The following is a 26374-nucleotide window of genomic DNA, read 5'->3' as shown; positions in this document are numbered from 1 at the left end:
AATGTATATCGCCCTAATCAGTATCATTCTTTTCATTTGCGTACTTCTTATATTAGTAGTACTTGCTCAAAACCCTAAAGGTGGTGGACTTTCAAGCCAGTTTGGCGGCGGTGGTGCCAGCCAGCTGATGGGCGTGAAGCGCACAGGCGACCTGCTTGAGAAACTAACCTGGGGTTTCGCCATTGCGTTGGTAGTATTGACGCTTGGTACACACATGATGATCGACACCAGTGCTGATACAACCATCCGCAGCGTAAACGAAGAGCGTGCCCGCCAGATGGGTACTCCAGCTGCTCCGGCTCTGCCAGGAGCTGAGTCTGAAGGTGACATGTCGATTCCTGACGCAGCTGAGATCCCTACTATGACAGACACTGCCAAGTAGCATTAACTTATACCTAAAAAAGCCGGCCTTTAAAGCCGGCTTTTTTGTTTTCGCACCTCGCTCCCTGTCACTCCCTCCTGCCAGTTCATGCATACCTGACATAGCCTGACAGAAATGTCAGTCAGCAAGTGGCCGAAAGCTGCTAAAATGGCTCAAATTGGCAGAGAAACGGCCTTGGCACAGGAAATGATAGGGACAGTATGGTTTCAACGTTATATCATTAACCACAAAAACTAAAAACATAACAAACTATGTCAATCAGCATTAAACCATTAGCAGACAGAGTGATTGTAGCTCCTGCTGCAGCAGAAGAAAAAACGAAGTCTGGTATCATCATTCCGGACACTGCTAAAGAGAAGCCACAGCGCGGCGAGATCGTAGCTGTAGGCGAGGGCAAAGTATCTGAGCAAGGTGCTCTGATGAAGCCACAGGTTGCCGTTGGCGACCAGGTGTTGTATGGCAAGTATGCAGGTACCGAGATTTCCATCGACGGAAGCGATTACCTGATCATGCGTGAGTCAGATATTCTGGCTATCCTTTAATTTTTTCCATTTAATTAAAACCAAAGCAATATAACTATGGCTAAGAACATCACATTTGATGCTGAAGCTCGCCACAAGATTAAGTCTGGCGTTGACAAACTGGCAAATGCTGTAAAAGTTACCTTGGGTCCTAAAGGCCGTAACGTAATCATCGATAAGAAATTTGGTGCCCCTACCATCACAAAAGACGGTGTATCCGTAGCGAAAGAGATCGAGCTGAAAGATGCGATCGAGAACATGGGCGCACAACTGGTAAAAGAAGTAGCCTCTAAAACTGCTGACCAGGCTGGTGACGGTACTACAACTGCCACTGTATTGGCTCAGGCTATCTACACGGCTGGTATCAAGAACGTAGCAGCTGGTGCCAACCCAATGGACCTGAAGCGCGGTATCGACAAGGCAGTTCACGCTGTAGTTGAGAACCTGCGTTCACAGTCTAAGAAAATTGAAAACTCTTCTGAGATCGCGCAAGTGGGTACTATCTCTGCCAACAACGACTCTGAAATCGGTAAAATGATTGCCGATGCGATGGACAAAGTTGGTAAAGACGGTGTGATCACGGTTGAAGAAGCAAAAGGTACAGAGACTGAAGTTAAAACTGTAGAAGGTATGCAGTTTGACCGCGGTTACCTCTCTCCTTACTTCGTGACTAACGCTGAGAAGATGGAAGCCGAGTTCGACAACCCTTTCATCCTGATTTACGACAAGAAAGTTTCTACCATGAAAGAGCTGCTTCCAGTATTGGAGCAGGTTGTTCAGACTGGTAAAGGCCTTGTGATTGTGGCTGAAGATGTGGATGGCGAAGCTCTTGCTACCCTGGTAGTAAACAAACTGCGCGGTTCCCTGAAGATCGCTGCTGTAAAGGCTCCTGGCTTCGGCGACCGCAGAAAAGCTATGCTGGAAGACATCGCCATCCTGACTGGTGGTACTGTGATTTCTGAAGAGCGCGGTTACAAGTTGGAGAACGCTACACTGGAATACCTGGGTAAAGCCGAGAAGATCATCATCGACAAAGACAACACGACTGTAGTAAACGGTGCTGGTCAGAAAGATGATATCGTGGCTCGTATCAACCAGATCAAATCTCAGATGGAGTCTACTACATCTGACTATGATAAAGAAAAACTGCAGGAGCGTCTAGCTAAACTTTCTGGTGGCGTTGCCATCCTTTACATCGGTGCTTCTACTGAAGTAGAGATGAAAGAAAAGAAAGACCGTGTGGACGATGCGCTGCACGCAACAAGAGCTGCCGTAGAAGAAGGTATCGTAGCTGGTGGTGGCGTTGCCCTGATCCGTGCGCTGGATGCCCTGAACAACATTGACGTTTACAATGCGGACGAGCAGACAGGTGTAAGCATCATCAAAACAGCACTTGAGTCTCCACTTCGCACAATCGTAGCCAACGCCGGTGGCGAAGGTTCTGTAGTGGTACAAGCTGTGCGTGAAGGCAAAGCTGACTACGGTTACAACGCCCGCGACGACAGATACGAAAACATGTTTGCGGCAGGTATCATCGACCCAACCAAAGTAACGCGTCTTGCGCTTGAGAACGCTGCTTCTATAGCCGGCCTGCTGCTTACTACGGAGTGTGTAGTATCAGAAGAGCCATCTGAAGAAGGTGGCGCGCCAGCCGGCATGCCAGGTGGCATGGGCGGTATGGGCGGCATGATGTAATCGACTCCCATAGTCTATATAACAAAGCCCCGGGCCAATAGGCCTGGGGCTTTGTGTTTTTAGGTATAGCCATGTATCCCTGCTATACCTATACCTATTGACGAGTTATCAATACGGGATTAGGCCCTATTGCAAATCGCGGATTTGGATGGTGATATCATGTGGGGCCGTCTCGTCACCCCCGAAGTATGGGTAAAGCTGGTAATGGCTGCCCGCCGTGCTACAGTGTCGTGGCAATGATACTTGTTTATCATTTACTTTAAAGGTATACGCCTTCTCCCCTAACACAAGTTCATACCTGTTTGTCTGGTCAGGCTGCACCGAAGTGATATAGGCTGTGTTACGTTTCTTGTTACTGTAGGTATAGGCGTGAATTTCCAGACGCCCATCGTACCAGCGCCAACCAAAGCGCGCACTGTTAGTGTGGTGGTCTGTCTCGCAATCAGAGAGGCCGTACAGCTTGTTGATGTCAGCCTGATTGCCCGGTACACTGGTCGTGTAAATAGCGGTACTGTCGAAGGTCGCCTCAAAGCGAATAGAAGAGGTATCGACAAACTTCAATGGGTTCTGAGTCGTGTGCCCGCCCTTTTTGATGGTAAAAGTAGTGTTCGCCGGCTCTGGTACAGGAGAATCAGTATTAGTGGTGGTAGTGGTAGTTGTCTCTACCTCGCATGAGACAGCTACAAACATAATGGAGGCGGCTAAAAAAAAGCGCCTGATCGATAAATGCATGTAAATAGTAATGTGGCTAAAAATTGTAATTATAGATAAACACCAAGCCACTAGCTAACAGGCAGTTCAGCGCTGATCCGAAATTTTTCGCAATATCACGAATAGCACTTTAAAAACAAAGAGCCCGCACCTGTTAAAGTGCGGGCTCTTTTTATATGAGAATATTCAGATTAGTGAATACCGTGCATCCACTTACGCATGATGGGAGTCAGCAACAGCGCTAGGACAGCAAAACCAAAGGCCACATAAGCAATTTGCTCAAACACGCCTGTGTAAACCAGCAGAGAAGCCATACCTGTAGCAGCCTCGCCTTCGGTGCCGCTTACGGCGGTCAGCTTGGCGATAAGACCTGCTATATAGTGTGCAAAAGAAGATGACAGGAACCAGATACCCATGATAAAGGCTACAATCTTCTTTGGAGAAAGCTCCGTTACTTTTGAAAGACCCACCGGCGATACGAACAACTCACCTGTCGTGATGAACATGTAACCGAGGATCAGGAACCAAATAGACACTCTGCCATCAGCGTCGGCATAATTAGCACTCCAGGCAAAGATCAGGAAGCCCAGACCAAGCTGTGCTATACCCAGCGCAAACTTAACCGGCGTGAATGGATTAACACGACGCTTGGACAGGAACACCCACATGGCCGAAAAAGGTAGGGCGAAGAGGATAATAAAGAAAGGGTTGATCGAGTTGGTCTGAGCCGCGTTCATGAAGGTAAGGTTCACGTTACGCTCAGCAAATAGTGTGAGTGAAGAACCCGCCTGCTCAAAGAATGACCAGAAAACCGTGATGAAAAAGGTAAGTAGAATCACCACAAACAGGCGCTGACGTTCTACACTGTCTACTTTCACCAGGTTGTAAATCAAAACAAGAGCAATAACTGGCAGCAGGATGTAGTTCATCACGATGTGCATGATAGAACCATCAAAAATCGTTTCGCCAAAACCAGGCAGATCAAGCGTACCATTGAACAGCAGCAGACCGAAAACTGGAAGCGACAGGAAGCTCAGAATCGTGATCCAGGCTTCTTTTGTAACGCCTGCCACACGCTCCTTGATAACAGCCGGCTCCGGCGGAAGACCATTGCTACCGAATACGCCGCTACGGCCACCTTGCCAGAACATGATCAGGCCAAGCAACATACCAACACCGGCGGCGCCGAAGCCGAAATGCCAGCCGTAAGTCATACCTAACCAACCACAAATAAGTGGTGCCACCATGGCGCCAATGTTGATACCCATGTAAAAGATCGTGAAACCTGCATCGCGGCGCGTATCACCCTCTTTGTAAAGAGTACCTACCATTGTTGAAATATTTGGCTTGAAAAAACCGTTACCTACAATCAAAAGGGCAAGAGAACCGTAGAAGAAAACAGGATGCTCAATGGCTAGTGCAAAGTGGCCCAGCGCCATCAGCACGGCACCCAGCATAATAGCTTTGCGGTAGCCCAGCAATCTATCGGCAATCATACCGCCAATCACCGGAGTGGCATAAACTAAGGCTCCGTATGCTGCGTAGATACCAATTGCGATCTCGTCGCGGTTGGCAAATGACTGAAACAGGTTGTTTACCATGTAAAGCACCAACAGGGCGCGCATGCCGTAGAAGCTGAAACGCTCCCAGAGTTCGGCAAAGAAAAGGTAGAAAAGCCCCTTCGGATGCCCGAACATTTCCGGTCCGGTAGGGTCAGCGCCAATCGGTGCATTTTGCTCACTTACCTGGTCAGTAAGCGTATGATCTTGATAAGACATAGGGTTTGTTAGTTGATTGTTGAGTTAGTTTTGTTCAGTTTAGCATACAAAGAAGGTAAATATATCGGTTTAAACACTTACTGACAAATTTTTTTGGTGGAACGCCATTAGCAGACCTCTTTTTTAATTATAGCGACTAATCTTATTTTAATATCTAATATTTTATATTTTTGTAGCACCGTTGTGAAACAAACAGTTCACTTAAAAACCCCTTTATTTTCAAATGAAAGAATCTGGTAATAAATCAGGCAAAGTAGGTCTGGAGAGCCTGGGCATTAAAGAAGCGAAAGAAGTGCTCTGGAACCTCACTCCTGCCGAGCTAGTGGAAGAGGCTCTGAAAAATGGCGAAGGCGTACTCACTGACACTGGCGCCCTGATGTGTGACACAGGCAAGTTTACAGGTCGTTCTCCGAAGGACCGCTTTGTGGTGAAAGACGCCAAAACTGAAAACACTGTCTGGTGGGGCGACATCAACATAGCGTTCGATCCCGAGAAGTTCGACAGACTCTACGACAAAATGGTTGACTTCCTGAAAGACCGTCGTCTGTACGTACGCGACGCGTATGCAGGCGCTCACCCGGACTACCGTCTCGATTTGCGCATCGTGAACACACAGGCCTGGCATAACCTCTTCTGCAACAACATGTTTCTGCGTCTTAGCAAAGAAGAGCTTAAAGACCACAACCCTGCCTTCACGATCATCTGCGCTCCTGAGTTCGAAGCTGATCCGGAAGTAGATGGCACACGTCAGGCTAACTTCGCGATCATCAACTTTACCCGCAACATCATCCTGATCGGTGGCACTGGCTATGCAGGTGAAATGAAGAAGGGTATCTTCGGCGTGTTGAACTACATCCTGCCTGAGGAGAAAAACACCTTGTCTATGCACTGTTCGGCCAATGTTGGCAAAGACGGCGATACGGCTATCTTCTTCGGTTTGTCAGGTACAGGTAAAACTACCTTGTCTGCTGACCCTAACCGTGGACTGATCGGTGACGATGAGCACGGTTGGACTTCAGACAGCGTGTTTAACTTCGAAGGCGGTTGCTACGCCAAGGTAATTGACCTGAGCCGCGAAAAAGAACCACAGATCTGGGATGCCATTAAGTTTGGGTCTATCGTAGAAAACACGCGCTTTATTGAAGGCACACGCACAGTAGATTACGAGAACAAATCTGTTACGGAAAACACGCGTACAGCTTATCCAATTAACCATATTGATAACGCGGTAGAACCATCCAGAGCTGACATTCCAAAGAACATTTTCTTCCTGACGGCTGATGCTTTTGGTGTACTGCCTCCCATCTCGAAGCTAAACACCAGCCAGGCCATGTACCATTTTATTTCTGGCTATACAGCGAAGGTTGCCGGAACTGAAGTAGGCGTAACAGAGCCACAGACTACGTTCTCTGCTTGTTTTGGAGCTGCTTTCCTGCCATTGCACCCTACTAAGTATGCGGAAATGCTCGGACAGAAGATGAACGAGAACAACGTAAACGTTTGGCTGGTAAACACAGGCTGGACAGGTGGTGCTTACGGTGTAGGCTCTCGCATGAAACTGCCTTTTACCCGTGCCATGATCACAGCAGCCCTGAATGGTGAGCTTGACAACGTGAAATATACAAAACATCCAATATTCGGTGTAGAAATGCCAAACACCTGTCCGAACGTTCCGGCAGAAATCCTGAACCCACGCAACACTTGGTCTAACAAGGAAGAGTACGATGCGAAAGCCACTGACCTTGCTTCTAAGTTTGTGAAGAACTTCAGCAAGTATGCAGATGGTGCCAGCGAAGACATCCTGGCTGGTGCGCCACAGGTAGAAGTTTCTATCAACTAAGATAAAATTATCGTCTAAGAAAGCCTTCCTGCTTAAGTGGGAAGGCTTTTTTTATGCAAGTCAGTCTGTTTCCTTGTTACTAAAATGACTACATTCGTATACCTGTAGCAGGCTTTGTAATTCAACCGATACTACCGTGCACTTATTCTATACCCCCGACATCAGTTCTGACATCTATACCCTGGCCGAAGACGAATCCAAGCACTGTACCCGTGTGCTGCGCTTGCACCAGGGCGACACCGTATACCTGGTGGACGGGCGGGGTGGCAGGTATACAGCCATCATTCAGGATGCACACCAGAAGCGCTGTCAGCTGCAGATAATAGACAAGCAGCTCGAATATGGCAAACTTCCTTATTACGTGCACATTGCCGTGGCACCGACTAAGAACATGGACCGGATTGAGTGGTTTGTAGAAAAAGCTGTTGAAATTGGGGTCAGTGCGATCACTTTTCTGGAATGTGAGCACTCCGAACGCAAGCAGCTCCGCCTCGACCGCATTGAAAAAATAGCGGTTAGTGCCATGAAACAATCGCAGAAGGGTTACCTACCGTTTCTGAACGAACTAACTCCATTTCAGCGCTTCATCAAGACCTGTATACCTGAGGATACCTTTATTGCGCACCTGGAAGATGATGCGACCAAATCGATTAAAGATCATTACAAGCCTAACCGCCAGCATTGTATTCTGATCGGTCCGGAAGGTGACTTTTCTATCACCGAAATTGCGGCTGCCTATGAAGCAGGTATAAAGCCCGTTACGCTGGGTCAGAGTCGGTTACGCACTGAAACAGCCGCCTTGGTTGCCTGCCATACCTTACACGTACTACACGATATCTACGCCCCGTTATAAACTTATAAGTTCTGATTTATGAAGCGCTCCCTCCTATTCCTATACCTGATGCTGTTTTGTGGTACACTGGCTGCACAGCAGAAGTATAGCTTTAAAATAGCCAAACTGAAGTATAATGGAGGTGGTGACTGGTATGCGAATAAAACTTCCTTGCCAAACCTGATCAAATTCTGTAATCAAAACCTGAACATGAACATCGCGCCGGAAGAAGGCGTGGTGGAAGTCGGAAGCCCTGAACTCTTCACCTATCCCTTTGTGCACATGACAGGGCATGGCAATGTGGTGTTTTCAGATGCAGAAGCACAAAATTTACGCAATTACCTGATCAGCGGCGGTTTCCTGCACATCGACGACAACTACGGGATGGACCAGTACATCAGGAAAGAGATGAAGAAGGTATTTCCGGAATATGAGTTTGTTGAGTTGCCTTTTGATCACCTGATCTACAATCAGAAATATACCTTCAAAAACGGCCTGCCTAAAATCCACGAGCACGACAACAAGCCGCCACAGGGCTTTGGCATCATCCACAAAGGCAGGTTGGTTTGCTTTTATAGTTACGAAACAGACTTAGGCAATGGTTGGGAGGATGCAGAAGTACACAACGATCCCGAAAATAAAAGACAGGAAGCACTTCAGATGGGCACCAATATTCTGGCCTATGCCCTCACGCAGTATTTGTAGTTGATTCTATACCTGAGACTAATCTTTACCAATCTATCGCGAAGAAGTATTCTCTTCAATCTTGATTCGCCCAGATAAGAAGCGCATATCGCACAATCTATTAAAGACTAAGGTATAACTAGTACTGTTTCCGGTTAAAAATCTCTGAAAGTATAAATGCCTGGCGAACAGACTGCGGATTGTGCAGCAGCTCACCATAAACATTCGGCACTGCCTTACGCTCCAGCTTCTTTGTCTCGTACAGGGCATCCGCTGCAGCAATGCGCTCCTTCCTTTGCTGGTTATAGAGTCGGGCTTGTTCCGGATTTTCCAGCGAGAGCGCACGATTAGGTGTCCGCTCTTTGGTTACCGCCTTCGTGATTGGTTGCAAGACTGGTTTGGGCTTTTCTACAGGGGCTCTATTCTGCTCATTAGCCCGCTCCATTTTACTTTGCATCTCCCGCAGAATATCCTCAAATGAAGTAGCAGGGGCTGCCGGTCTTTGCTGTCGTGGCTGTGATGGGGAGGCAGGTATAGGTCGTGGTGTAGGGCGCTCCTGGTCTGCACGGTTCCTCGCTGGTCGTTCTTCCAATGGACGCTCCTGCGGTGCCGGGGGCCGGCCATCTTCGTCAGGCGTCTTAAAGGCTTTGCGCCAGGCCGTGTAAATGAAATAAGCCACAATGGCCAGTATGTATAGAATCAGTTTAAAATCTTCCATGCTCTCGGTCTCTTATCAAATATAGCATAAATAATGTATTCCACCGGTATACTACCTGCATATTTATACCGCTCCCTTGTGATATGGTAAACAAATTAGTCTTATTTTTGAGTTTAGTTTGAATAGATTCCGCAAACGCGAATGCAAGTATCAAGATTAGAGATTAAAGGATTCAAGAGTTTTGGCGACCGTGTCGTCATTAATTTTGATGAAGGAATTACAGGTATAGTGGGCCCGAATGGCTGCGGCAAATCCAATATTGTGGATGCTATACGCTGGGTGTTGGGAGAACAGAAGACCCGAAACCTGCGCTCCGACAAAATGGAGAACGTGATCTTCAACGGCTCCAAAACCCGCAAGCCGGTGCAGATGGCCGAAGTGTCTATTACCTTCGACAACAACAAGGGCATCCTCCCGACCGAGTACTCCCAGGTAACCGTTACGCGCAAGTACTACCGCAACGGCGACAGCGAGTATATGCTCAACGGCGTAACCTGCCGACTCAAAGACATCAATGAGCTCTTCCTCGACACAGGTATAGGATCTGACAGTTACGCCATTATTGAGCTGAAGATGGTAGATGAGATCCTGAACGATAAGGAAAACTCCCGTCGACTGTTATTTGAAGAAGCTGCTGGTATATCCAAGTTCCGTGTGCGCAAAAAGCAGACGCTCAAGAAGCTGGAAGAAACTGATGCCGACCTGGAGCGTGTAGAAGACGTACTCTTCGAGATCGGCAAGAACATGAAAACATTGGAACGCCAGGCAAAACAGGCGATTAAGTACTTCCAGTTAAAGGATGACTACAAGAAATTCAGTCTGGAGTTTGCCCGCCGCAACATCAACCAGTACCAGCAAACGCTGGAGCGGCTGGAGCAGGATGTGCAGCGCGAAACTGAGCTAAAAGAGAGTTATGTGCTGGCTGTAACAGAAGCTGAAGACGCTATTGCCGACCAGAAATCCGAACTGAACCTGACACAGGAGCAGCTGGCCGAGATGCAGAAAACCATGCAGGTGCAGACAGCCAAACTGCGCCAACTGGAGAATGATATCAAGCTTAAATCGGAACGCAGCAATTTCCTGAAAGAGCGAATGACGCAGCTTCGGCAGCAGATCAGTCAGGATACTGCCAACCTGGAGCATACACAGGAGAGTATTGTAGAGCTGCGTGACGAACTGATACAGGTACAGGACAGTTTTGCAGGTGCCGAAGAACAAGTGAATGCATTAAAAGAGCAGCTGCAGGAGGCGAACGAACAAAAGCTCAGCCTGCAGGAAGCTTCCCAAGAATTGTCGCAGGAACAGCGAATCAAGCAGAATGCCGTATTCCAACTGAATAAATCTCTTGAGATCAGCCAGGTTCAGATTCATAACCTGACACAGGATTTGGAGCAACTCAGACAGCAACAACTGACAGCCGACGAAGACGCAGCCCTGCTGCAGGAGCAACTACAGGAGGCACAGGCCGAGCTGGAAGACAGGACCTCTACCCTTGTGAGTTTGCAGGCTAAGGAAGAGTCGCTGCTACAGAATATTGAGAAAACAGAAACTGATATTGAAGGGCTGAAAGAACAGCTGGTAGCGCTAAACCGAACACGTGACGCTCGTCAGAACCAGTACAACCTGACCAAATCACTGGTCGAAAATATGGAAGGTTTTCCGGAGGCGATCAAGTACCTGGCGCAGTCGAAAGACTGGAAAAATCCAGCTCCACTCCTTTCAGATATCATTGTCTGTGAGCCTGATTATAAGTCGCTTATCGAAAGCTATCTCGAGCCCTACATGAACTTCTTTGTGGTAGAGGAACTGCAGGATGCCGTAGATGCTATCGCCTTGCTCAAGCAGCACAACAAGGGCCGTGCAAACTTTATTATCCTCTCCGAAATTGAAGAACTGGAGCCGACAGCTACCTTTAGTGAGGGAGCTTTGAAGGCTGCTTTTGAGGTCGTAAAAGCTGATAAGAAATATAGCAACCTGCTCAAGTACATGTTGCGCAATGTGTACATCAGCGACGAAACTGAAGAAGACTTTTCAGCAGAAGACTACCGCACGATCATCCTAAAAGACGGTTCCGCTATTAAGAAGCCGCTCAGTCTTTCAGGAGGCTCGGTAGGCCTGTTTGATGGCAGCCGCTTGGGGCGCAAGCAAAACCTGGAGCAACTGTCCGAAGAGTTGGAGAAACTGCAACAGGGCGTAGAGTTGATGCAAAGCCGTATTAACGCACAGCAGCAGATTCTGCTCAACTACCGTAGCGAGTCACAGAAAGATGCGATCAAGCAGCTGGAAAAAGAGGTGGCAAAACTCCAGCAGGAACTACTCACGGTTCGCATTAAAAACGAGCAGCACCAGCAGAACCGCAAAAACTTCGATCAGAAGCAACAGGAATTGCAACAGCGCCTTGACGATCTATACGTGCAGAGTCAGCAGATTTCGCCACAGGCTGAGGAGGACATGCAGGAACTGAAGCAGTTGGAGGAGCAAATGGCTGTACTCAATTCGCAGATTAACCAACAGCAAGAGCAGATTACGGTGATCTCAGGTATGTACAACCAGGAGAACATCCAGTTTCACCAACTCAAGAACCGCTTTGGTTCTCTGCAGCAGGAAATCAGCTATAAGCAGAAGACAGTAGAGACGAACCAGGAGCGTATCGCCGGTCTGCGCCAGGAACTGGAGAAATCAGAGGAAGAAACAGTTGAAGCTACTGATTTTATAGAAAAGAACGAGGCGCTGGTTCAGTCTATGGTGGAAGCCCGCAGCGAGTTTGGCTATGAACTGGATGCTGTAGAAAAGAAATACTTCAGTATGCGAGGCGAGCTCGACGAGAAAGACAAAACCATACGCGAGCTGCAACGCAAGCGTCAGAATGCGGATGAACTACTGATGCGGATGCAGCAGACCATTAATGATACACGCATTAAACTGGTGTCAGTACAGGAGCGTTTGGGAGCTGAATTTAATATTGCAACCGAAGAACTGGAGCAACCTATACCTGAGCTGGAGCACGATGGACTGTTCCAATTGAGTAATGAAGAGCTGAATAAGAACATCAGTGAGATCAGAACATCGCTGGATAAAATGGGCCCGGTGAATGCCATGGCGGCCGAAGCTTATGTGGAGATCGAAGAGCGCAACAGGTTTATCACAGAGCAGCGGGATGACCTGGTTAACGCCAAGAATGCGCTTATCGATACGATCAACGAGATCGACACGGTGGCAAAAGAGAAGTTTCTGTCCTCATTTAATGAGATCAAGCAGAACTTTATCCGGGTATTCCGCAGCCTGTTTACCGAAGAAGATAATTGCGACCTGGTACTGACAGATCCGAAGAACCCACTGGACTCGCGTATCGAGATCATGGCGCAACCAAAAGGCAAGCGACCGCTGACGATCAACCAGTTGTCGGGTGGTGAGAAGACTTTGACGGCTATCTCCCTGCTCTTCGCCATTTACCTGCTCAAGCCGGCACCGTTCTGTATTTTCGACGAGGTGGATGCACCACTGGACGATGCGAACATTGACAAGTTCAACAACATCATCCGTACCTTCTCGAACGAATCGCAGTTCATTGTGGTAACGCACAACAAGCGCACTATGGCCTCTACAGACGTGATGTACGGCATCACTATGATTGAGGCAGGTATATCCAGGGTTATACCTGTAGACTTAAGACAAATCGCTTAGCCGATTGGCTATACCTGAAACATAAAAGGAGTCGGTCTTAACAAACGGCTCCTTTTATGTTTCTAGCGAAAATGTTATTCGATCCAATCAGCTATATCTGGTATACCTTATACGTGACCAACAAGATTGCGAAAGGCCATGCTATACCTAAGCAGCCTCTATTTCTTTTTGCATCTTTTTGGTAAGTTTTGACTTAACGAGTTCATAAGACTGCTTAACATAACTTTCCCACTCCTGCACAGATAGGCGATCCCAGGTCTGAACCTGCACCCATTTGTTTCGCGCCATGTAGGGAGCCGGAATTATACTTGCTGAGGTAGCCAGTTCATCAAAAGCATCATCCGCCACCTTAAAGGATACGCTTGGTTCCCCGTCCAGACTTGTCACGCAAAACATTTTGCCACCGATCAGAAAACAGAGGTCATTTCCCCATTTCACGTCTTCTGTCACACCTTTCAGGCTCAGGCAGTAGGCCCTTAATTTTTCTATATTCATCAGAAGATCAGCTTTTAAAATTGTGCGCGTTACAGCACGCCATTTTCTGGAAACTTGCCTTGCTTGGTGCGGTAAAATGCTTTGATTTTCTCCAGATCCGCTTCTACATCTCCTGTCGGATAAATAGATGGTCCTATACCTGCCTCCTTCTTCGCATAGTCGACATAGCCAAGCACAATGGGCACTCCGGCACCTATCGCTACATGATAAAAGCCCAAACGCCAGCGCGGCTGGTATTTGCGCGTGCCTTCTGGTGTTACGAGCACACACATATCACCTGGAGTTTCTTTAATGATCTTGATCATGGCGTCCACCATTCGGGTATTTTTAGAACGGTCGATAGGCAGGGCCCCCATCGATTTGAGAAGGCCGCCAAAAGGAAATCGCATGAATTCCTTCTTAATCGTGAAGCGAATGGGGGCTTCCATCATGTAAAAGGCTGCGCGGGCGAAAATGAAATCCCAGTTGCTGGTATGGGGCGCAGCCACCATCACACAGCGCCGCTGGTCAGGCGCCAGGTTGCCATTCAACTTCCAGCCTGCAAGTTTGAAAATAAGTTTAGAGATCGCTTTTGCTAACATAAAAAGGCTATAAAAAAATGCTAATCCACGACTCGATCAGAGCGACTGGATTAGCATTTCAAATATAGTATATTCTCTGTTAAATCTGAACCTAGAGAGCGCGTTTGATCACATGGGATTTCTGACGTAGTAAATAAGCCTGCAAACCGAAGCCGATCATAGGGCCAAATTCGCTGTAAGCTCTTCCATCTCTGTCAACTTTCCGGAAGTAGCGCATGGAGAGTACCGGTTCCAAAGAAAACTGTTTGTTGAGGAAGAAGGCATAGCCCAGGCCTACCCCACCTTCCAGGGCTTTATACTTCTGGCCAACATCATTGAAGTTATGAAGACCTGCCAGCATGGTCAGTTCGCCAAAGACACCATTGAGCATATAGTATCTCACGAAAGGACCAGCCATGACAAACGTCTCCCTGCGTGGCTCGCTCACCCTATCTGAAACATCGTTTAATTTGTTGCTCTGGTGCAGTACGCTCAGATCGAGACCTACCACTAAATCTTCGAGAACGAAATAACCATTCTTACTGCGCAAATTAAAATCGATGCGGCGCCCATCTACTTTCTGGCCCGTGCTGTTTAATTCGCTGGATGTGACCTGGTAACTCCCCTGGAGATTACCGCCTAATAGCAAAGAGCCATGCTTGATTTTGGCTCTGATAAGTGAACTCTCGTTTTCCTGGGCCCTAAGAGAACAGATTCCAATAAGAAATAGGGCTACAATAAGGGTAAAGGTGCGTTGTAGCATAGTGGGTTTGGGTTGTATATGCAGGTTTTACGATGAATATTAAAATAAGATCAAAATCATCTTCTAATATTAACAAAAGTACATGAGAAAAAGAATTTATTTTTGTCTTTTTCTTTTATGCTCAAGTAGTTACCTGCAGTAATTGCTCTTTAATATTTATAGTGTAATTGTAGCCTATTTCAAAAAGTTCATCTGCCTTACTGAAACTCATTAATCTGTAATGTTTTAGCTCGGGCGGTTCCATGAAAAAATCAGCAAGATGATGGCGGAGTTGCACGTTGTTATTAATGGCCAGGTGCGCCGTGCGTTCTATCATACTCCGAAGGCTGGTGATGCGCGCATCATGATTTATCGGGTTACTATGCACGCCAATCTTAACATCACACTTTCCTGACAGGGCTTCGATCGGGAGATTGTCGAGCAGACCGCCGTCATTAAGCAGCATACCCTGAAAATGCACGGGCCTGTACAGAATAGGCACTGCAGAAGAGGCAATCAAAGGTTTTATCAGTTCGCCACTCGAAAAATTTACTGTGACTCCGGCATGCATATCGGTTGCTCCGATGATAACGGGTATGCTCAGGTCTTCGAAAGAGGCTTGCTCACCCAGGTAACGGAAATACAGCTTTTCAACCGCATCAAGGTGTAGGATACCTACCTGCCCGATAGCCAGCCGCATGATGCGGTAAATACGTAGCTCTTTTATAAGGCGCAGAATGTCATCTGGTTTATAGCCTGCAGCATAGAACACCGCCACAATAGCCCCTGAACTTACACCGGAAAGTATGGCCGGCTTTATACCTAATTCGTCAAAGGCCTTCAGCACACCTAAATGGGCAATCCCCCTGGCGGCGCCTCCTGACAGTGCCAGCCCAATTTTCTTCATTAAAGTTCGCTAAGTGAGAAGGTTGAATCCAGCCTGATCCCTTTTTCGGTATATTGTACCGTGCAGCACTCATTTACGGCATCATGCTCCAGGTATAGCACAAAATTCTCGTAGGCTGCCATTTTAAGAAAACGGGCTTTTTCATCCATCGTCAGCAGGGGGCGCGTGTCATAGCCCATCACATAAGGCAGCGGAATATGACCTGTGGAAGGCAGCAGATCAGCCATGAAGGCCACTTTACGTTCTTTGTAAGGTATAATCGGTACCATCATCTTATCTGTATGGCCATCAGCATAAAAGATGTCGAATTGCGGGAAAGGGGATGGCTTGGTAGGATCAATAAATTGCAGGTGACCGCTCTCCTGCATGGGCAGGATGTTCTCTTTCAGGAAAGAGGCTTTTTCTCGTGCGTTAGGCTGCGTTGCCCATTTCCAGTGGTCGGGATTAGACCAGTAAGTAGCATTCGGGAAAACCAGTTCCAGGGCGCCTTCGCTGTTCTTATACTTTACGCCTCCTCCACAATGGTCGAAATGAAGATGGGACAGAAAAACATCCGTGATATCCTGATGCGAAAAGCCTGCCGCATGCAAAGATTTCTCCAACGTGGCCTCTCCGTGGAGGTAGTAGTGACTGTAAAACTTAGCATCCTGTTTGTTGCCAATGCCATTGTCGATCAGAATGAGACGATCACCATCTTCGATCAGGAGACAGCGCATCGCCCATGTACATAAATTATTTTCATCGGCCGGGTTAGTTCGCTGCCAAAGTGATTTGGGCACTACCCCAAACATGGCACCACCATCCAATTTAAAGAACCCGGTATCAATTACATGCAGTTTCATAATTATATCTCGTTAGGGAATTTGATCTATTTAGCATTAGAGAAATGATTACCACTCTTTACTAGCAGCGTCCTCTTTTGTTATCGTGAGCTGCCTAAAGTTACCAAAACAAAAAAAGGTGACAAAGCCTGTCCGGCCCGCCACCTCTTATATAGTTGAGAAGCTAATTCGCTATGTTCAGGATTGCGTTAACTCCTAAACTCTAATTAGCCTTCCTGTACCACGCCCATGGCAGAGAACTTCTCGATGCGTTGCATGATGCGGTCTTCAGGTGCTATACCTTCCAACTCATCCAGCATTTTACAAATCTCTTTCTTGAGTGCACGCATCATTTTATCTGGTTCTGTGTGCGCTCCCCCCAGTGGCTCTTTGATGATACCGTCAATCAGTTTATTTTGCAGCATGTCAGTAGCAGTCAGCTTCAGGGCTTCGGCTGCCTGCTCCTTGTAGTTCCAACTGCGCCATAAGATAGACGAGCAGGATTCAGGCGAAATCACCGAGTACCATGTATTCTCCAGCATCATTACACGGTCGCCGATGGCTATACCCAGGGCACCGCCAGAAGCTCCCTCTCCAATGATAATGCAGATTACCGGAACTTTCAGCATGAACATCTCTTTCAGGTTGCGGGCAATCGCCTCGCCCTGTCCGCGCTCCTCAGCCTCCAGTCCCGGAAAAGCACCCGGGGTATCGATGAAAGTAACGATAGGACGGCCAAACTTCTCAGCCATTTTCATCAGTCGGAGTGCTTTACGGTATCCTTCGGGGTTGGCCATACCAAAGTTGCGCATCTGGCGCTGCTTGGTATTGCGGCCTTTCTGCTGCCCGATAAACATGATACTGCGGCCATCTACTTCACCAAATCCACCTACCATCGCTTTGTCATCGCTAACGGTACGGTCGCCGTGCAACTCCACGAACTTAGAAGTGATGCCTGCAATATAATCTAAGGTATACGGTCTGTCCGGGTGGCGCGAAAGCTGCACACGCTGCCAGCGGGTCAGGTTGGCATAGGTTTCTTTCTTAAGCGTCTTTATTTTTTCTTCAAGCGCTTTGACTGCTTCCGAAACGTCTACCTGGCTCTCATTGGCCAGCTTTTTCATTTCCTGCAGTTTGCCCTCCAGGGCCGCTATAGGTTTCTCAAAATCCAAAAGCATAAATCCTCATTGCTGATTGAATCACAAATTTAACAGTTTCGGAATATGGAATGGCTATTATTCGAAATTTATCGTGCATTGCAAAAAAAGAATATTTGGTTTTGAGCGACTTACGGTTTCAGGCTAAAAATATAGGGGTAAAATATAGCATTGGTCTTGCAGAATCGAAATTTACCGTCTACATTTGTGACACTTTAACGGATAGCGTTAAGGAAATACAGTTTGGTCTGGTAGTTCAGTTGGTTAGAATGCCGCCCTGTCACGGCGGAGGTCGCGGGTTCGAGTCCCGTCCAGACCGCAGCTTAACCCCTGCGGTTATTAGTAGTAAAGCAACAGGTTTTACTGTTTTTAAAATTTTGGTCCGGTAGTTCAGTTGGTTAGAATGCCGCCCTGTCACGGCGGAGGTCGCGGGTTCGAGTCCCGTCCGGACCGCAGAATTAAACTGCGGTTTATTTTTCAGAGTAGATGACTCTGATCTTTTCTAAGTATTGGTCTGGTAGTTCAGTTGGTTAGAATGCCGCCCTGTCACGGCGGAGGTCGCGGGTTCGAGTCCCGTCCAGACCGCTTAAAAGCTCTTGCGAAAGCAAGGGCTTTTTGCGTATATAGACCTCCCTTCCCCTGCCGTACCTATACCTATACCTATACCTATACCTATACCTATACCTATACCTATACCTATACCTATACCTATACCTATACCTATACCTATACCTATACCTATACTTGGGCCAGAGGTCTCACCATAGAAGACACGAGCTAGGACGCTCACACTATCAGACTCCTTAAGTTATTGCCAGAATTAGCCTATACCTGAGTTAACTCCCCTATCACGCTCAACTTTTTACTTCTAAAATTATCTACCGAGCTATACCTGTCATCAGTTGAGCTATACCTATTATCAGTGAATTCCCTATTTTAAAATACCAAACTAACTGGTTCGGATAAAAAAACGGCAGCCCCACCAAAGTGAGACTGCCGTTTTCTATCTGAGCTATACCTTGTTTAAAGTATAAGCGATTATTCGTGGTAGTTGAGGATGCGGTGACCGCCTTCCATCAGGTAAGTGTCGCGCTTGAAGAGCTCGATATCGTTCTGCATCATATCCGTTACTAACGCCTGCAGGTCGTACTTCGGCACCCAGCCCAGCTTTTCCTTCGACTTGGTAGCATCACCAATCAACAGTTCCACCTCTGTCGGACGGAAGTAGTTCGGATCCACGCACACCACTTCTTTTCCAATTTCCAGTTGGTACTCCGGATTGTTGCAGGCTACAATATAACCTTTCTCGTCTACGCCCTCGCCCTTAAACTCAAGCTCGATACCTACGTGGCCAAAGGCCATGCGGATGAAGTCACGAACAGTTGTTGTTACACCTGTAGCGATCACGAAGTCCTCCGGCTCGTCCTGCTGCAGGATGCGCCACATGGCCTCCACGTAGTCCTTGGCATGGCCCCAGTCGCGCTTGGCGTCCAGATTACCCAAATACAGACCGTCCTGCAGGCCCATGGCGATGCGGGCGGCAGCACGGGTGATCTTGCGCGTCACGAAGGTCTCGCCACGGAGCGGGGACTCGTGGTTGAAGAGGATGCCGTTGCAGGCGAACATGCCGTAAGCCTCGCGGTAGTTAACCGTGATCCAGTAAGCGTATAGTTTGGCCACTGCGTACGGCGAACGCGGGTAGAATGGCGTGGTCTCTGACTGCGGAACTGCCTGCACCAAACCATACAGTTCTGAAGTAGAAGCCTGGTATACTTTCGTCTTCTTTGTCAAGCCCAAAATACGGATGGCCTCCAGGATGCGGAGCGTGCCCAGTCCGTCGGCGTTGGCCGTGTACTCGGGCGTGTCGAAGCTTACCTTCACGTGGCTCATGGCGGCCAGGTTATAGATCTCGTCGGGCTGAGTTTCCTGGATGATGCGGATCAGGTTAGTGGAGTCGGTCAGGTCACCGTAATGGAGCTTGAAGTTAATGTTCTTCTCGTGCGGGTCCTGGTAGAGGTGGTCGATGCGCTCGGTGTTGAACATGGAGCTACGACGCTTCACGCCGTGTACTTTATATCCTTTGCTAAGCAATAATTCAGCTAAATATGCGCCGTCCTGTCCGGTTACGCCTGTGATAAGGGCTGTCTTCATGTGATATACTTCTTTAATGTAATTCTCTTTTTATGGTTGTATAGAATGTATGACTAGGCTGTCACGTATTTTTCTTTAAAATCGGCATAGGCGAGTGCTATACCTTCACGGAGTTCAATTTTGTGCTTAAAGCCGAGGCTGTGAAGCTTGCTCACGTCCATGAGCTTGCGGGGCGTGCCGTCTGGCTTGGTGGTGTCGAACTCCAGCTCTCCTTCATAGCCGATCACGTCCTTTATTAGCATGGCCAGCTCTTTGATAGAAATATCTTCTCCGGTTCCGATATTCACCAACTCGCGGCCGTCATAGTTGTCCATCAGGTATAAGCAGGCAGCTGCCAGATCATCTGCGAAAAGGAATTCGCGTTTTGGACTACCCGTACCCCATACGGTAACAGTGGGTGCGCCGTTGTCTTTCGCTTCATGTATTTTTCGGATCAGGGCCGGCAGCACGTGCGAGTTCTGCAAGTCGTAGTTGTCGTTATACCCATAAAGGTTAGTCGGCATCACGCTGATGAAATTGCTGCCGTACTGGTCGCGGTAAGATTCGCACAGCTTGATGCCCGCAATCTTGGCAATGGCATAAGGCTCGTTTGTCTCCTCTAGCGGCCCAGTCAGCAAGTACTCTTCCTCAAGCGGCTGTGGCGCCATCTTCGGATAGATGCACGAAGAGCCCAGGAACATCAGCTTCTTCACCCCCGTCACGTGGGCAGCGTGAATGATGTTGGCCTCGATCATCAGGTTGTCATACAGGAACTCAGCCCGGAAAGTGTTGTTGGCGTGAATCCCCCCTACTTTAGCAGCTGCCAGAAAAACGTAGTCGGGCCTTTCGGTTTCGAAAAAATCCTGCACGGCCTGCTGGTTGCGCAGGTCCAGTTCCGAAGAGGTTCTGGTGATGATGTTGGTGTGACCGTTGGCCTCGAGTTGGCGCAGAATGGCAGAGCCTACCATGCCCCGGTGGCCAGCAATGTAAATTTTAGAAGTTTTTTCCATCGATAAAAAAGTACAAATATGCGCCCTATAAGCGCGCTGGACTTACCAGTTATTTAATTAAACGTTATTGACCGGGATTGAGCGTTCCGGATTCAGAATATCTACTGAAATGCAGGTCAGGTACGTGCCTGCAACTTAATCCTATGACGCAGCTTACGCCAAAGTTGACTCCATTGTTCGGTTCAGTGCAAATTATATTAAAAAAATTTGATATAAATCCATTATCAAGCAGTGCAAATACTGCATTTGTTGTTACGGACAGTCAGGCAGGCTAAAAATCCACCTGCAATCCGTTCGTAATCGCATAGATAAAGCGGGTAACCGGAACAATCGGTTTGTCTTCGTATGTAAAGTTAAAATTCGTGCGCATGGACACCCGGCCTATCAATTTCACGGTCAGGCCCAGATCCCCGCTGATGCGGTTACGAAAACGGCTGATGTTGCGGTCATATCCTGTCTGGAAATAGGCGATGTTATTCGTCTCTACGTGCTCCGAAAGTTTTGAGCGGAGACTCACATAATTGGAAGACTTCAACAGATCCGATACACGGGTCACTCCCTCTTGCTCCGGGTCTTTCCAACGCTCGTGCTCGTGCATCAGGCCCGTGCCCGCAAACCACGAGGTATTGTCCGTGCGATAGAGCAGCCAGCGCACGCCTCCTCCCGTCAGAATGCGCCGCTCCAGTCCGCGGGCCATATCGGCCTGGTACTGCGTGAACAACTCATACGACACCTTTCGACGACTAAGTAGATTTACTCGGAAATGGGAGTAGCCGTTGCTGGCTACCGTATTGCGCAACTCACGGGAGTCGTAGTTTACAAGCAGGTAGTTATAGTAGTTGAGAAACAGATAGGTATGCTGTTTTGAAATATAAGCCAGATCGCCGTTAAAGGTCAGCTGCAGAAAATTATTAGGATTGTTTCGCCCTGCATTGCGGTTGAACATCGAAAAGTTAAGCCCAGCATTGCCTGTTACAAAATCTGCCGTATCACGCTCGATCCTGGACCTTTCAATATTGAGGATCTGAGCCTCTGCAGTCGGTGCAGTATTGACGAACAAAATCAACATTAAAAGGGCGACGGCAGGTATAGTACGCATGATCATAGGCTTAGCAGGGTGAGCAGGTATACCTGCAAAGGTATAAAGCCCGGGGGAGGTATGAAAATAAGGCCCCTTTTCATAACATTTGGCGTCTCAGCCGTTTTATATCAAGAGAGGCTTATACCTCCACTATCACAATCACCTTTAAGAATAAAGCTTATGGCAAGAAGTTCAGCACAACTGGTGACGGCTATACGCCAGACAGCCGACCGACTGGCACAAGGCGCCAATTACCAGTGGGGACACATGGGCAGCTGCAACTGCGGCCACCTGGCCCAAACCATTACCCAACTCGACAAAGGGCACATACACGGGGCGGCCATGTGGCGGCACGGCGACTGGAGTGAACAATTGCGCGATTACTGCCCCCAAAGTGGATTGCCTATGGATGAGATCATCGATCAGATGCTTTCCTGGGGTCTTACCAGGGATGACCTGGCGCACCTGGAGAGTCTCTCCGATAGAAAAGTGACTGAGGCACTTCCACCCAATAGGCGCTATTTGAAACACAACCTGCGTGATGATGTGGTCCTATACCTGCACACATGGGCCGCTCTGCTCGAACTCGACTTAGTCCAGCTGCCATCAATGCAAGGTATAGAAGCGCTTGGAACAGGTATAAAGGTATAGTCATAACGTTGCGGCTTAGCGGGATATTTCGCAGTTTTGGAGCTTATACCTGTTATTATGCAGCAACAAGCTATTATTGACGAAACCGCTCGCTATGTCAGAGAGCAATTGGAGGGCGAAGGCTCCGGTCACGACTGGTGGCATATTTTCAGGGTCTGGAAGAACGCACGCTACATTGCCTCACAGGAGAAGGGCGCCGACCTGTTCACTGTTGAACTGGCGGCGCTGCTGCACGACATTGGGGATCACAAGTTTCATAACGGAGACGAAACCGTAGGACCGCGCCTGGTGCGGGAATGGCTGGAGAAAAAACCATTCGATGAAGTGTTCATTGCCACAGTGTGTGACATCGTCAGCGGTCTTTCTTATAAAGGAGCCGGTACCTCCTCTGCCATGCCTACCCTAGAAGGCCGTATCGTGCAGGATGCGGATCGTCTGGACGCCATCGGTGCGATTGGCATTGCCCGCACCTTTGCCTACGGGGGTCATAAGGGAAGAGAACTCTACAACCCAGGTATAGCACCTGTGCTGCACGACAATTTCGAGGCTTACAAATCAAGCACGGCGCCGACCATCAACCACTTTTATGAAAAGCTGCTGCTCTTAAAAGACCGGATGCACACCTCGACGGCCCGCTCCATGGCCGAAAAGCGCCACCAGTACATGGAGGATTTTCTGAGCCAGTTCTATGCAGAGTGGGAAGCAAAAGACAATACGGAGAATCCCTAAAAACTAAAATGGTTAGCATCTGGTTTGAAATGCTAAAAAAACATACCTTTACTGTATGGAGATCATAGTAGGTATAGCGGCATTTCTGGTAGGGCTCGTGATAGCCTTTCTGGCTATGAAAGGAAAAATAAGCGCACTGCAGGACAAATTCAACCAGGCAGTCGTGGCACAGGGTGTTTTGGAGGGACAGGCGAGGCACCAGGCGCAGGAAGCCGAAGCGCTTAAAGGGCAATTGCGGGATGCGCAGTCCGAGACCATGGAACTGACCAATGCGCTGACCAAGACCGAATCTGACTACGAACACCTGCGCCAGCGGATGCACGAGCAGGCAAAAGAACTGGAGCAACTCCGCGAAAAATTTCTGCAGCAGTTTCAGCACATCTCCAACCAGGTACTGATGACGAATGCCGAGCACTTCAACAAAGCTTCTTCTGAAAACCTAGAGCGCATCCTGTCTCCTTTGAAAGAGCGCATCCGCGAGTTCGAAGCCAAAGTCGACCAGACCTACGAGAAAACACTTAAGGATAGCATCTCACTAAAAGAACAGATCACGCAGTTATCGGCCCTGAACCAGCAGATGAGCCAGGATGCGCTTAACCTGACCAAGGCCCTGAAAGGTGAAAACAAAACACAAGGAAACTGGGGTGAATATTTGTTGGAGAGTCTGCTCGAAAAATCCGGTTTAAGAAAAGGAGTGCATTATGAGCGTGAAGAGGTATGGCAGAACGATGAGCAAAAGGTATACCGCCCAGATGTGATCATTCGCTTACCAGATACTAAGCACCTGGTCATCGACTCTAAGCTTTCGCTCGTCGCCTATGAAGCTTATTGCAGCTGCGAAGATGACTCACAGCTGGAGACATACCTGCGCAGTCACATCACATCGATCAGGACACATTATACGGATCTGGGGCGCAAGAACTACCACCGCCTGAGCGGCATCAATTCCCCTGATTTTGTGCTAATGTACATTCCCATTGAGCCGGCCTTTAACCTGGCGCTACAGCATGACCAGAACATTTTTACGGATGCCTTTGACAAGAACATTGTCCTCGTGACCACCTCTACCCTACTGGCTACTTTGCGTACCGTTGCCGGCGTGTGGCGCCAGGAAGACCAGAAAAGAAACGTACTCAGGATTGCAGAGGAAAGCGGAAAACTCTACGATAAGTTTGTAGGATTTGTAGAAGACCTCAAAATGGTTGGCCGCCATCTGGAGCAAAGCCAGACCGCCTATAATGGTGCCATGAACAAACTCACCGAAGGAAAGGGTAACCTGATACGCAAAGTGGAGATACTGCGTGAACTTGGCGCTAAAACAAGCAAGCAACTGGATGAACACCTCCTGCAGGAAGCTATCGCTGTTCCCGGGGAGGACATCGACTGATAAAAAGCAAAGGCAGTGGGCAAGTCTATAGCCTAGCCCATTGCCTTTACTCGAAAATTTCGATTAGTAGTTAGCCTCAACGGCTGGAACATCTACCAGGATAAAGGTAGCATCGGCTGTCGCTTTTATCCCAATAACCTCCAGGTCATCCAACCTAATCTGGTCATGCCTATCGGCTTCCACATTGTTGACCAGCACACTGCCTGTCAGCACATAGATCAAAGTTCTGCGAAGTTTAAAGGTTCTGAAATCAACCTCCTCTCCTTGCGTGACGCTTCCATAATATACTGTAGAGTTAGAGTTGATGTAAGCCACATCTTCTAACACTTTCTGTCCGGTCACCAAAGGTATAAGCTCGTTTTTAGCCTTCAGGAATCCGACATCCATCACTTCATAGGAAGGCGCCAGCCCGCGCTTGTTCGGCAAAAACCAAAGCTGGAGCAAGTGGATTTCCTCGTCCGTTTCGTTCGTTTCGGAGTGGGTGAGCCCTGTGCCTGCGGTCATGCGCTGCACCTGGCCCGGCGTAACGGTTGTTTCATTCCCGATGTTATCCTTGTGAGTGAGTTCACCTGAGAGCACTATAGTCATGATCTCCATTTCAGAGTGGGGATGCGCGGGAAAACCGGAGCGAGGAGCGATATAGTCATCGTTGAAGACACGCAAAGGGCCGAACTCCATGTTTTCCGGATCGTAATAATCTGCAAAAGAGAAAAGGTAGTGAGAACGAAGTCCTTCGCCTACCTGCGCCTCATATCTTTGGGAATCGGTAATTAATCGTATCATATCGCGCTTTTGTTTTATGCTATGCCTTTACGGATAATGCCGTTTGTAGTTAACGGACCAATTAAAACAGCGCTAAAACAGTACATCCTGCCTCATTAGAGACAGGATGTACTACTGTTCCTATACCTAAAGGTACAAGTTATTCGGCTTTCTTCAACTTGAGCATCTCCTTCTGAAGATCCAAAACAATAGACGACAATTTGTCAAGTGAGATGTCAGCAATGGGGAAAGTAGAGCTGATGTAAGATTTGGCTTCCCAGATCTCCACCACATCATCTACCGAAAGTTCATAAGGCACATAAAGCGGGTTGTCAGAATGGAGACGCAGGGTAGCAGCCTCTTTCACTTTGTTGAATACCCGCTTAAAGACTACGCCTTCCTTGCCACTCACGATGATGCAGGGGGTTCCGTCTTTCAGAGTATTCCAGTCCTCCACATACCTCCCGACAATGACAGTACCGGAAGACAGCGGCAGCATAGAGTCTCCGCTAATCTCGAACGCGCGATAAGTGCCGCCGCTTCCCAAAGTAGGAAGCCGGAAACGAGGAAGCTCCTCAATAAACTCCGGATCGGCATACCCGTTGAGGTAACCGGCGCTCGCCTTGTGGGGCACCAGCTCTATATTTTCACGATCATCCTGATCAACCGTAATGGCCAGCACGCGCAGTTTGCCACCACCTGACTGACCAACTTCTGGTTTATAGTTTGGATCTGACAGGTCAGCGGTGATGAGTTCGTCTAAAGAAACCTCGAAGAGGCGGGCCACATTCACAAGGGTACTTAATTTTGGCTCTGCCCTTCCTTCCTCATACGCTCCTACCAACGAACGCTTGATCTCTAACTTTTCGGCAAGCTGTGCCTGGGTATACCCAGCGTGCTTGCGAAGATGCCTTATATTAGATGTTACCTTTTCCACTATTATTCTTTCTTCGGGTCCTGACAATAAATAGGGCACGCTTGGTGCCGGCATGTAAACTTACTAAATCTATACGTATTATACTAATTTTATTAGCAAATATTTGTTGTAATTTTTAGTTATATTTATAAAAACCTATACGCAGCTTAAAAGTACAATT

The 26374-nt window shown here is 48.1% G+C and carries 25 protein-coding genes and 3 tRNA genes; 13 read left to right on the top strand and 15 right to left on the bottom strand.

Annotated features, from left to right (window positions below; translation table 11 throughout):
• Position 1: 1 nt before the first annotated feature.
• The 3 genes from secG to groL all read left to right on the top strand — a co-directional run bounded on the left by secG (position 2) and on the right by groL (position 2598).
• The gene (gene secG / locus L1278_RS12615; protein WP_253404859.1) at positions 2-382 is read left to right on the top strand and encodes a preprotein translocase subunit SecG; all 381 of its coding nucleotides are present in this window, start codon (positions 2-4) and stop codon (positions 380-382) included.
• Between the two features lie 251 nt (positions 383-633).
• The gene (groES, locus tag L1278_RS12610; protein WP_116542610.1) at positions 634-924 is read left to right on the top strand and encodes a co-chaperone GroES; all 291 of its coding nucleotides are present in this window, start codon (positions 634-636) and stop codon (positions 922-924) included.
• A gap of 36 nt (positions 925-960) precedes the next feature.
• Positions 961-2598 (top strand): chaperonin GroEL, encoded by a 1638-nt coding sequence (gene groL / locus L1278_RS12605; RefSeq protein ID WP_253404852.1) that lies wholly within the window; start codon positions 961-963, stop codon positions 2596-2598.
• 126 nt (positions 2599-2724) lie between these two features.
• On the opposite strand, the gene L1278_RS12600 is transcribed toward groL, so the two are convergent.
• Positions 2725-3288 (bottom strand): hypothetical protein, encoded by a 564-nt coding sequence (locus tag L1278_RS12600; RefSeq protein ID WP_253404850.1) that lies wholly within the window; start codon positions 3286-3288, stop codon positions 2725-2727.
• 212 nt (positions 3289-3500) lie between these two features.
• Positions 3501-5087 carry a peptide MFS transporter gene (locus tag L1278_RS12595; protein WP_253404847.1) on the bottom strand — a complete coding sequence of 529 codons (1587 nt, stop codon included), beginning with the start codon at positions 5085-5087 and terminating at the stop codon, positions 3501-3503.
• 223 nt (positions 5088-5310) lie between these two features.
• On the opposite strand from L1278_RS12595, the gene pckA reads away from it, so the two are divergent.
• From pckA to L1278_RS12580, 3 genes are all read left to right on the top strand, one after another.
• On the top strand, positions 5311-6927 hold the full coding sequence (pckA, locus tag L1278_RS12590; protein ID WP_253404845.1) for a phosphoenolpyruvate carboxykinase (ATP): 1617 nt from the start codon (positions 5311-5313) through the stop codon (positions 6925-6927).
• A gap of 136 nt (positions 6928-7063) precedes the next feature.
• Positions 7064-7780 carry a 16S rRNA (uracil(1498)-N(3))-methyltransferase gene (locus tag L1278_RS12585; RefSeq protein WP_253404843.1) on the top strand — a complete coding sequence of 239 codons (717 nt, stop codon included), beginning with the start codon at positions 7064-7066 and terminating at the stop codon, positions 7778-7780.
• 18 nt (positions 7781-7798) lie between these two features.
• Positions 7799-8464 carry a DUF4159 domain-containing protein gene (locus L1278_RS12580; protein WP_253404841.1) on the top strand — a complete coding sequence of 222 codons (666 nt, stop codon included), beginning with the start codon at positions 7799-7801 and terminating at the stop codon, positions 8462-8464.
• A gap of 118 nt (positions 8465-8582) precedes the next feature.
• Here the strand turns inward: L1278_RS12580 and L1278_RS12575 are convergent, their stop codons facing one another.
• Positions 8583-9161: a hypothetical protein gene (locus L1278_RS12575; RefSeq protein WP_253404839.1), complete on the bottom strand. Its 579-nt coding sequence runs from the start codon at positions 9159-9161 to the stop codon at positions 8583-8585.
• 141 nt (positions 9162-9302) lie between these two features.
• Here L1278_RS12575 and smc point away from each other — a divergent pair, with 141 nt between their 5' ends.
• Positions 9303-12845 (top strand): chromosome segregation protein SMC, encoded by a 3543-nt coding sequence (gene smc, locus L1278_RS12570; RefSeq protein ID WP_253404837.1) that lies wholly within the window; start codon positions 9303-9305, stop codon positions 12843-12845.
• Positions 12846-12992: 147 nt separating this feature from the next.
• Here smc and L1278_RS12565 read toward each other — a convergent pair whose 3' ends face one another.
• The 6 genes from L1278_RS12565 to L1278_RS12540 all read right to left on the bottom strand — a co-directional run bounded on the left by L1278_RS12565 (position 12993) and on the right by L1278_RS12540 (position 17548).
• Positions 12993-13340, bottom strand: coding sequence for an MmcQ/YjbR family DNA-binding protein (locus L1278_RS12565; protein ID WP_253404835.1), 348 nt, complete (start codon positions 13338-13340; stop codon positions 12993-12995).
• Between the two features lie 29 nt (positions 13341-13369).
• Complete coding sequence (locus tag L1278_RS12560; protein ID WP_253404833.1) at positions 13370-13921, bottom strand: 1-acyl-sn-glycerol-3-phosphate acyltransferase; 552 nt, start codon at positions 13919-13921, stop codon at positions 13370-13372.
• Positions 13922-14012: 91 nt separating this feature from the next.
• Entirely contained in the window at positions 14013-14549 is a 537-nt protein-coding gene (locus L1278_RS12555) for a hypothetical protein (protein ID WP_253404831.1), read from the bottom strand.
• 235 nt (positions 14550-14784) lie between these two features.
• Positions 14785-15549 (bottom strand): patatin-like phospholipase family protein, encoded by a 765-nt coding sequence (locus L1278_RS12550; protein WP_253404829.1) that lies wholly within the window; start codon positions 15547-15549, stop codon positions 14785-14787.
• Positions 15549-16391: an MBL fold metallo-hydrolase gene (locus L1278_RS12545; RefSeq protein WP_253404827.1), complete on the bottom strand. Its 843-nt coding sequence runs from the start codon at positions 16389-16391 to the stop codon at positions 15549-15551. The genes L1278_RS12550 and L1278_RS12545 overlap by 1 nt, the downstream gene beginning before the upstream one ends.
• A 206-nt stretch (positions 16392-16597) precedes the next feature.
• Positions 16598-17548: an acetyl-CoA carboxylase carboxyltransferase subunit alpha gene (locus tag L1278_RS12540; RefSeq protein WP_253404825.1), complete on the bottom strand. Its 951-nt coding sequence runs from the start codon at positions 17546-17548 to the stop codon at positions 16598-16600.
• Positions 17549-17772: 224 nt separating this feature from the next.
• Between L1278_RS12540 and L1278_RS12535 the strand changes: the two genes are divergently transcribed.
• From L1278_RS12535 to L1278_RS12525, 3 genes are all read left to right on the top strand, one after another.
• Positions 17773-17846: transfer RNA gene (locus L1278_RS12535), tRNA-Asp, on the top strand.
• Positions 17847-17906: 60 nt separating this feature from the next.
• Positions 17907-17980: transfer RNA gene (locus L1278_RS12530), tRNA-Asp, on the top strand.
• A gap of 58 nt (positions 17981-18038) precedes the next feature.
• Positions 18039-18112, top strand: a tRNA-Asp gene (locus L1278_RS12525).
• 1 nt (position 18113) lies between these two features.
• Here L1278_RS12525 and L1278_RS12520 read toward each other — a convergent pair.
• The 4 genes from L1278_RS12520 to L1278_RS12505 form a co-directional block, all read right to left on the bottom strand.
• Positions 18114-18317, bottom strand: coding sequence for a hypothetical protein (locus tag L1278_RS12520; RefSeq protein WP_253404823.1), 204 nt, complete (start codon positions 18315-18317; stop codon positions 18114-18116).
• 248 nt (positions 18318-18565) lie between these two features.
• A complete protein-coding gene (gene gmd, locus L1278_RS12515) occupies positions 18566-19678 on the bottom strand; it encodes a GDP-mannose 4,6-dehydratase (RefSeq protein ID WP_253404821.1) in 1113 nt (370 codons plus the stop codon).
• A 53-nt stretch (positions 19679-19731) separates the two neighbouring features.
• Complete coding sequence (locus L1278_RS12510; RefSeq protein ID WP_371927355.1) at positions 19732-20685, bottom strand: GDP-L-fucose synthase family protein; 954 nt, start codon at positions 20683-20685, stop codon at positions 19732-19734.
• A gap of 253 nt (positions 20686-20938) precedes the next feature.
• A complete protein-coding gene (locus L1278_RS12505) occupies positions 20939-21772 on the bottom strand; it encodes a DUF481 domain-containing protein (RefSeq protein ID WP_253404817.1) in 834 nt (277 codons plus the stop codon).
• Positions 21773-21928: 156 nt separating this feature from the next.
• On the opposite strand from L1278_RS12505, the gene L1278_RS12500 reads away from it, so the two are divergent.
• From L1278_RS12500 to rmuC, 3 genes are read left to right on the top strand one after another with little or no spacing between them, the layout of a single operon-like run.
• Complete coding sequence (locus tag L1278_RS12500; RefSeq protein ID WP_253404816.1) at positions 21929-22399, top strand: hypothetical protein; 471 nt, start codon at positions 21929-21931, stop codon at positions 22397-22399.
• A gap of 57 nt (positions 22400-22456) precedes the next feature.
• Positions 22457-23128, top strand: a complete 672-nt coding sequence (locus L1278_RS12495) for an HD domain-containing protein (protein ID WP_253404814.1) — start codon at positions 22457-22459, stop codon at positions 23126-23128.
• 55 nt (positions 23129-23183) lie between these two features.
• Positions 23184-24515, top strand: coding sequence for a DNA recombination protein RmuC (gene rmuC / locus L1278_RS12490; RefSeq protein ID WP_253404812.1), 1332 nt, complete (start codon positions 23184-23186; stop codon positions 24513-24515).
• Between the two features lie 63 nt (positions 24516-24578).
• Here the strand turns inward: rmuC and L1278_RS12485 are convergent, their stop codons facing one another.
• A complete protein-coding gene (locus tag L1278_RS12485) occupies positions 24579-25298 on the bottom strand; it encodes a pirin-like bicupin family protein (RefSeq protein WP_253404810.1) in 720 nt (239 codons plus the stop codon).
• A 139-nt stretch (positions 25299-25437) separates the two neighbouring features.
• Positions 25438-26214: a helix-turn-helix domain-containing protein gene (locus L1278_RS12480; RefSeq protein ID WP_253404808.1), complete on the bottom strand. Its 777-nt coding sequence runs from the start codon at positions 26212-26214 to the stop codon at positions 25438-25440.
• Positions 26215-26374: the final 160 nt, after the last annotated feature.

This window comes from Pontibacter sp. HSC-36F09 (assembly GCF_024171605.1).
GTDB lineage: Bacteria > Bacteroidota > Bacteroidia > Cytophagales > Hymenobacteraceae > Pontibacter.
The sequence above is the reverse complement of the archived record's forward strand: the minus strand, read 5'-3'. Positions and strand labels throughout refer to the sequence as shown.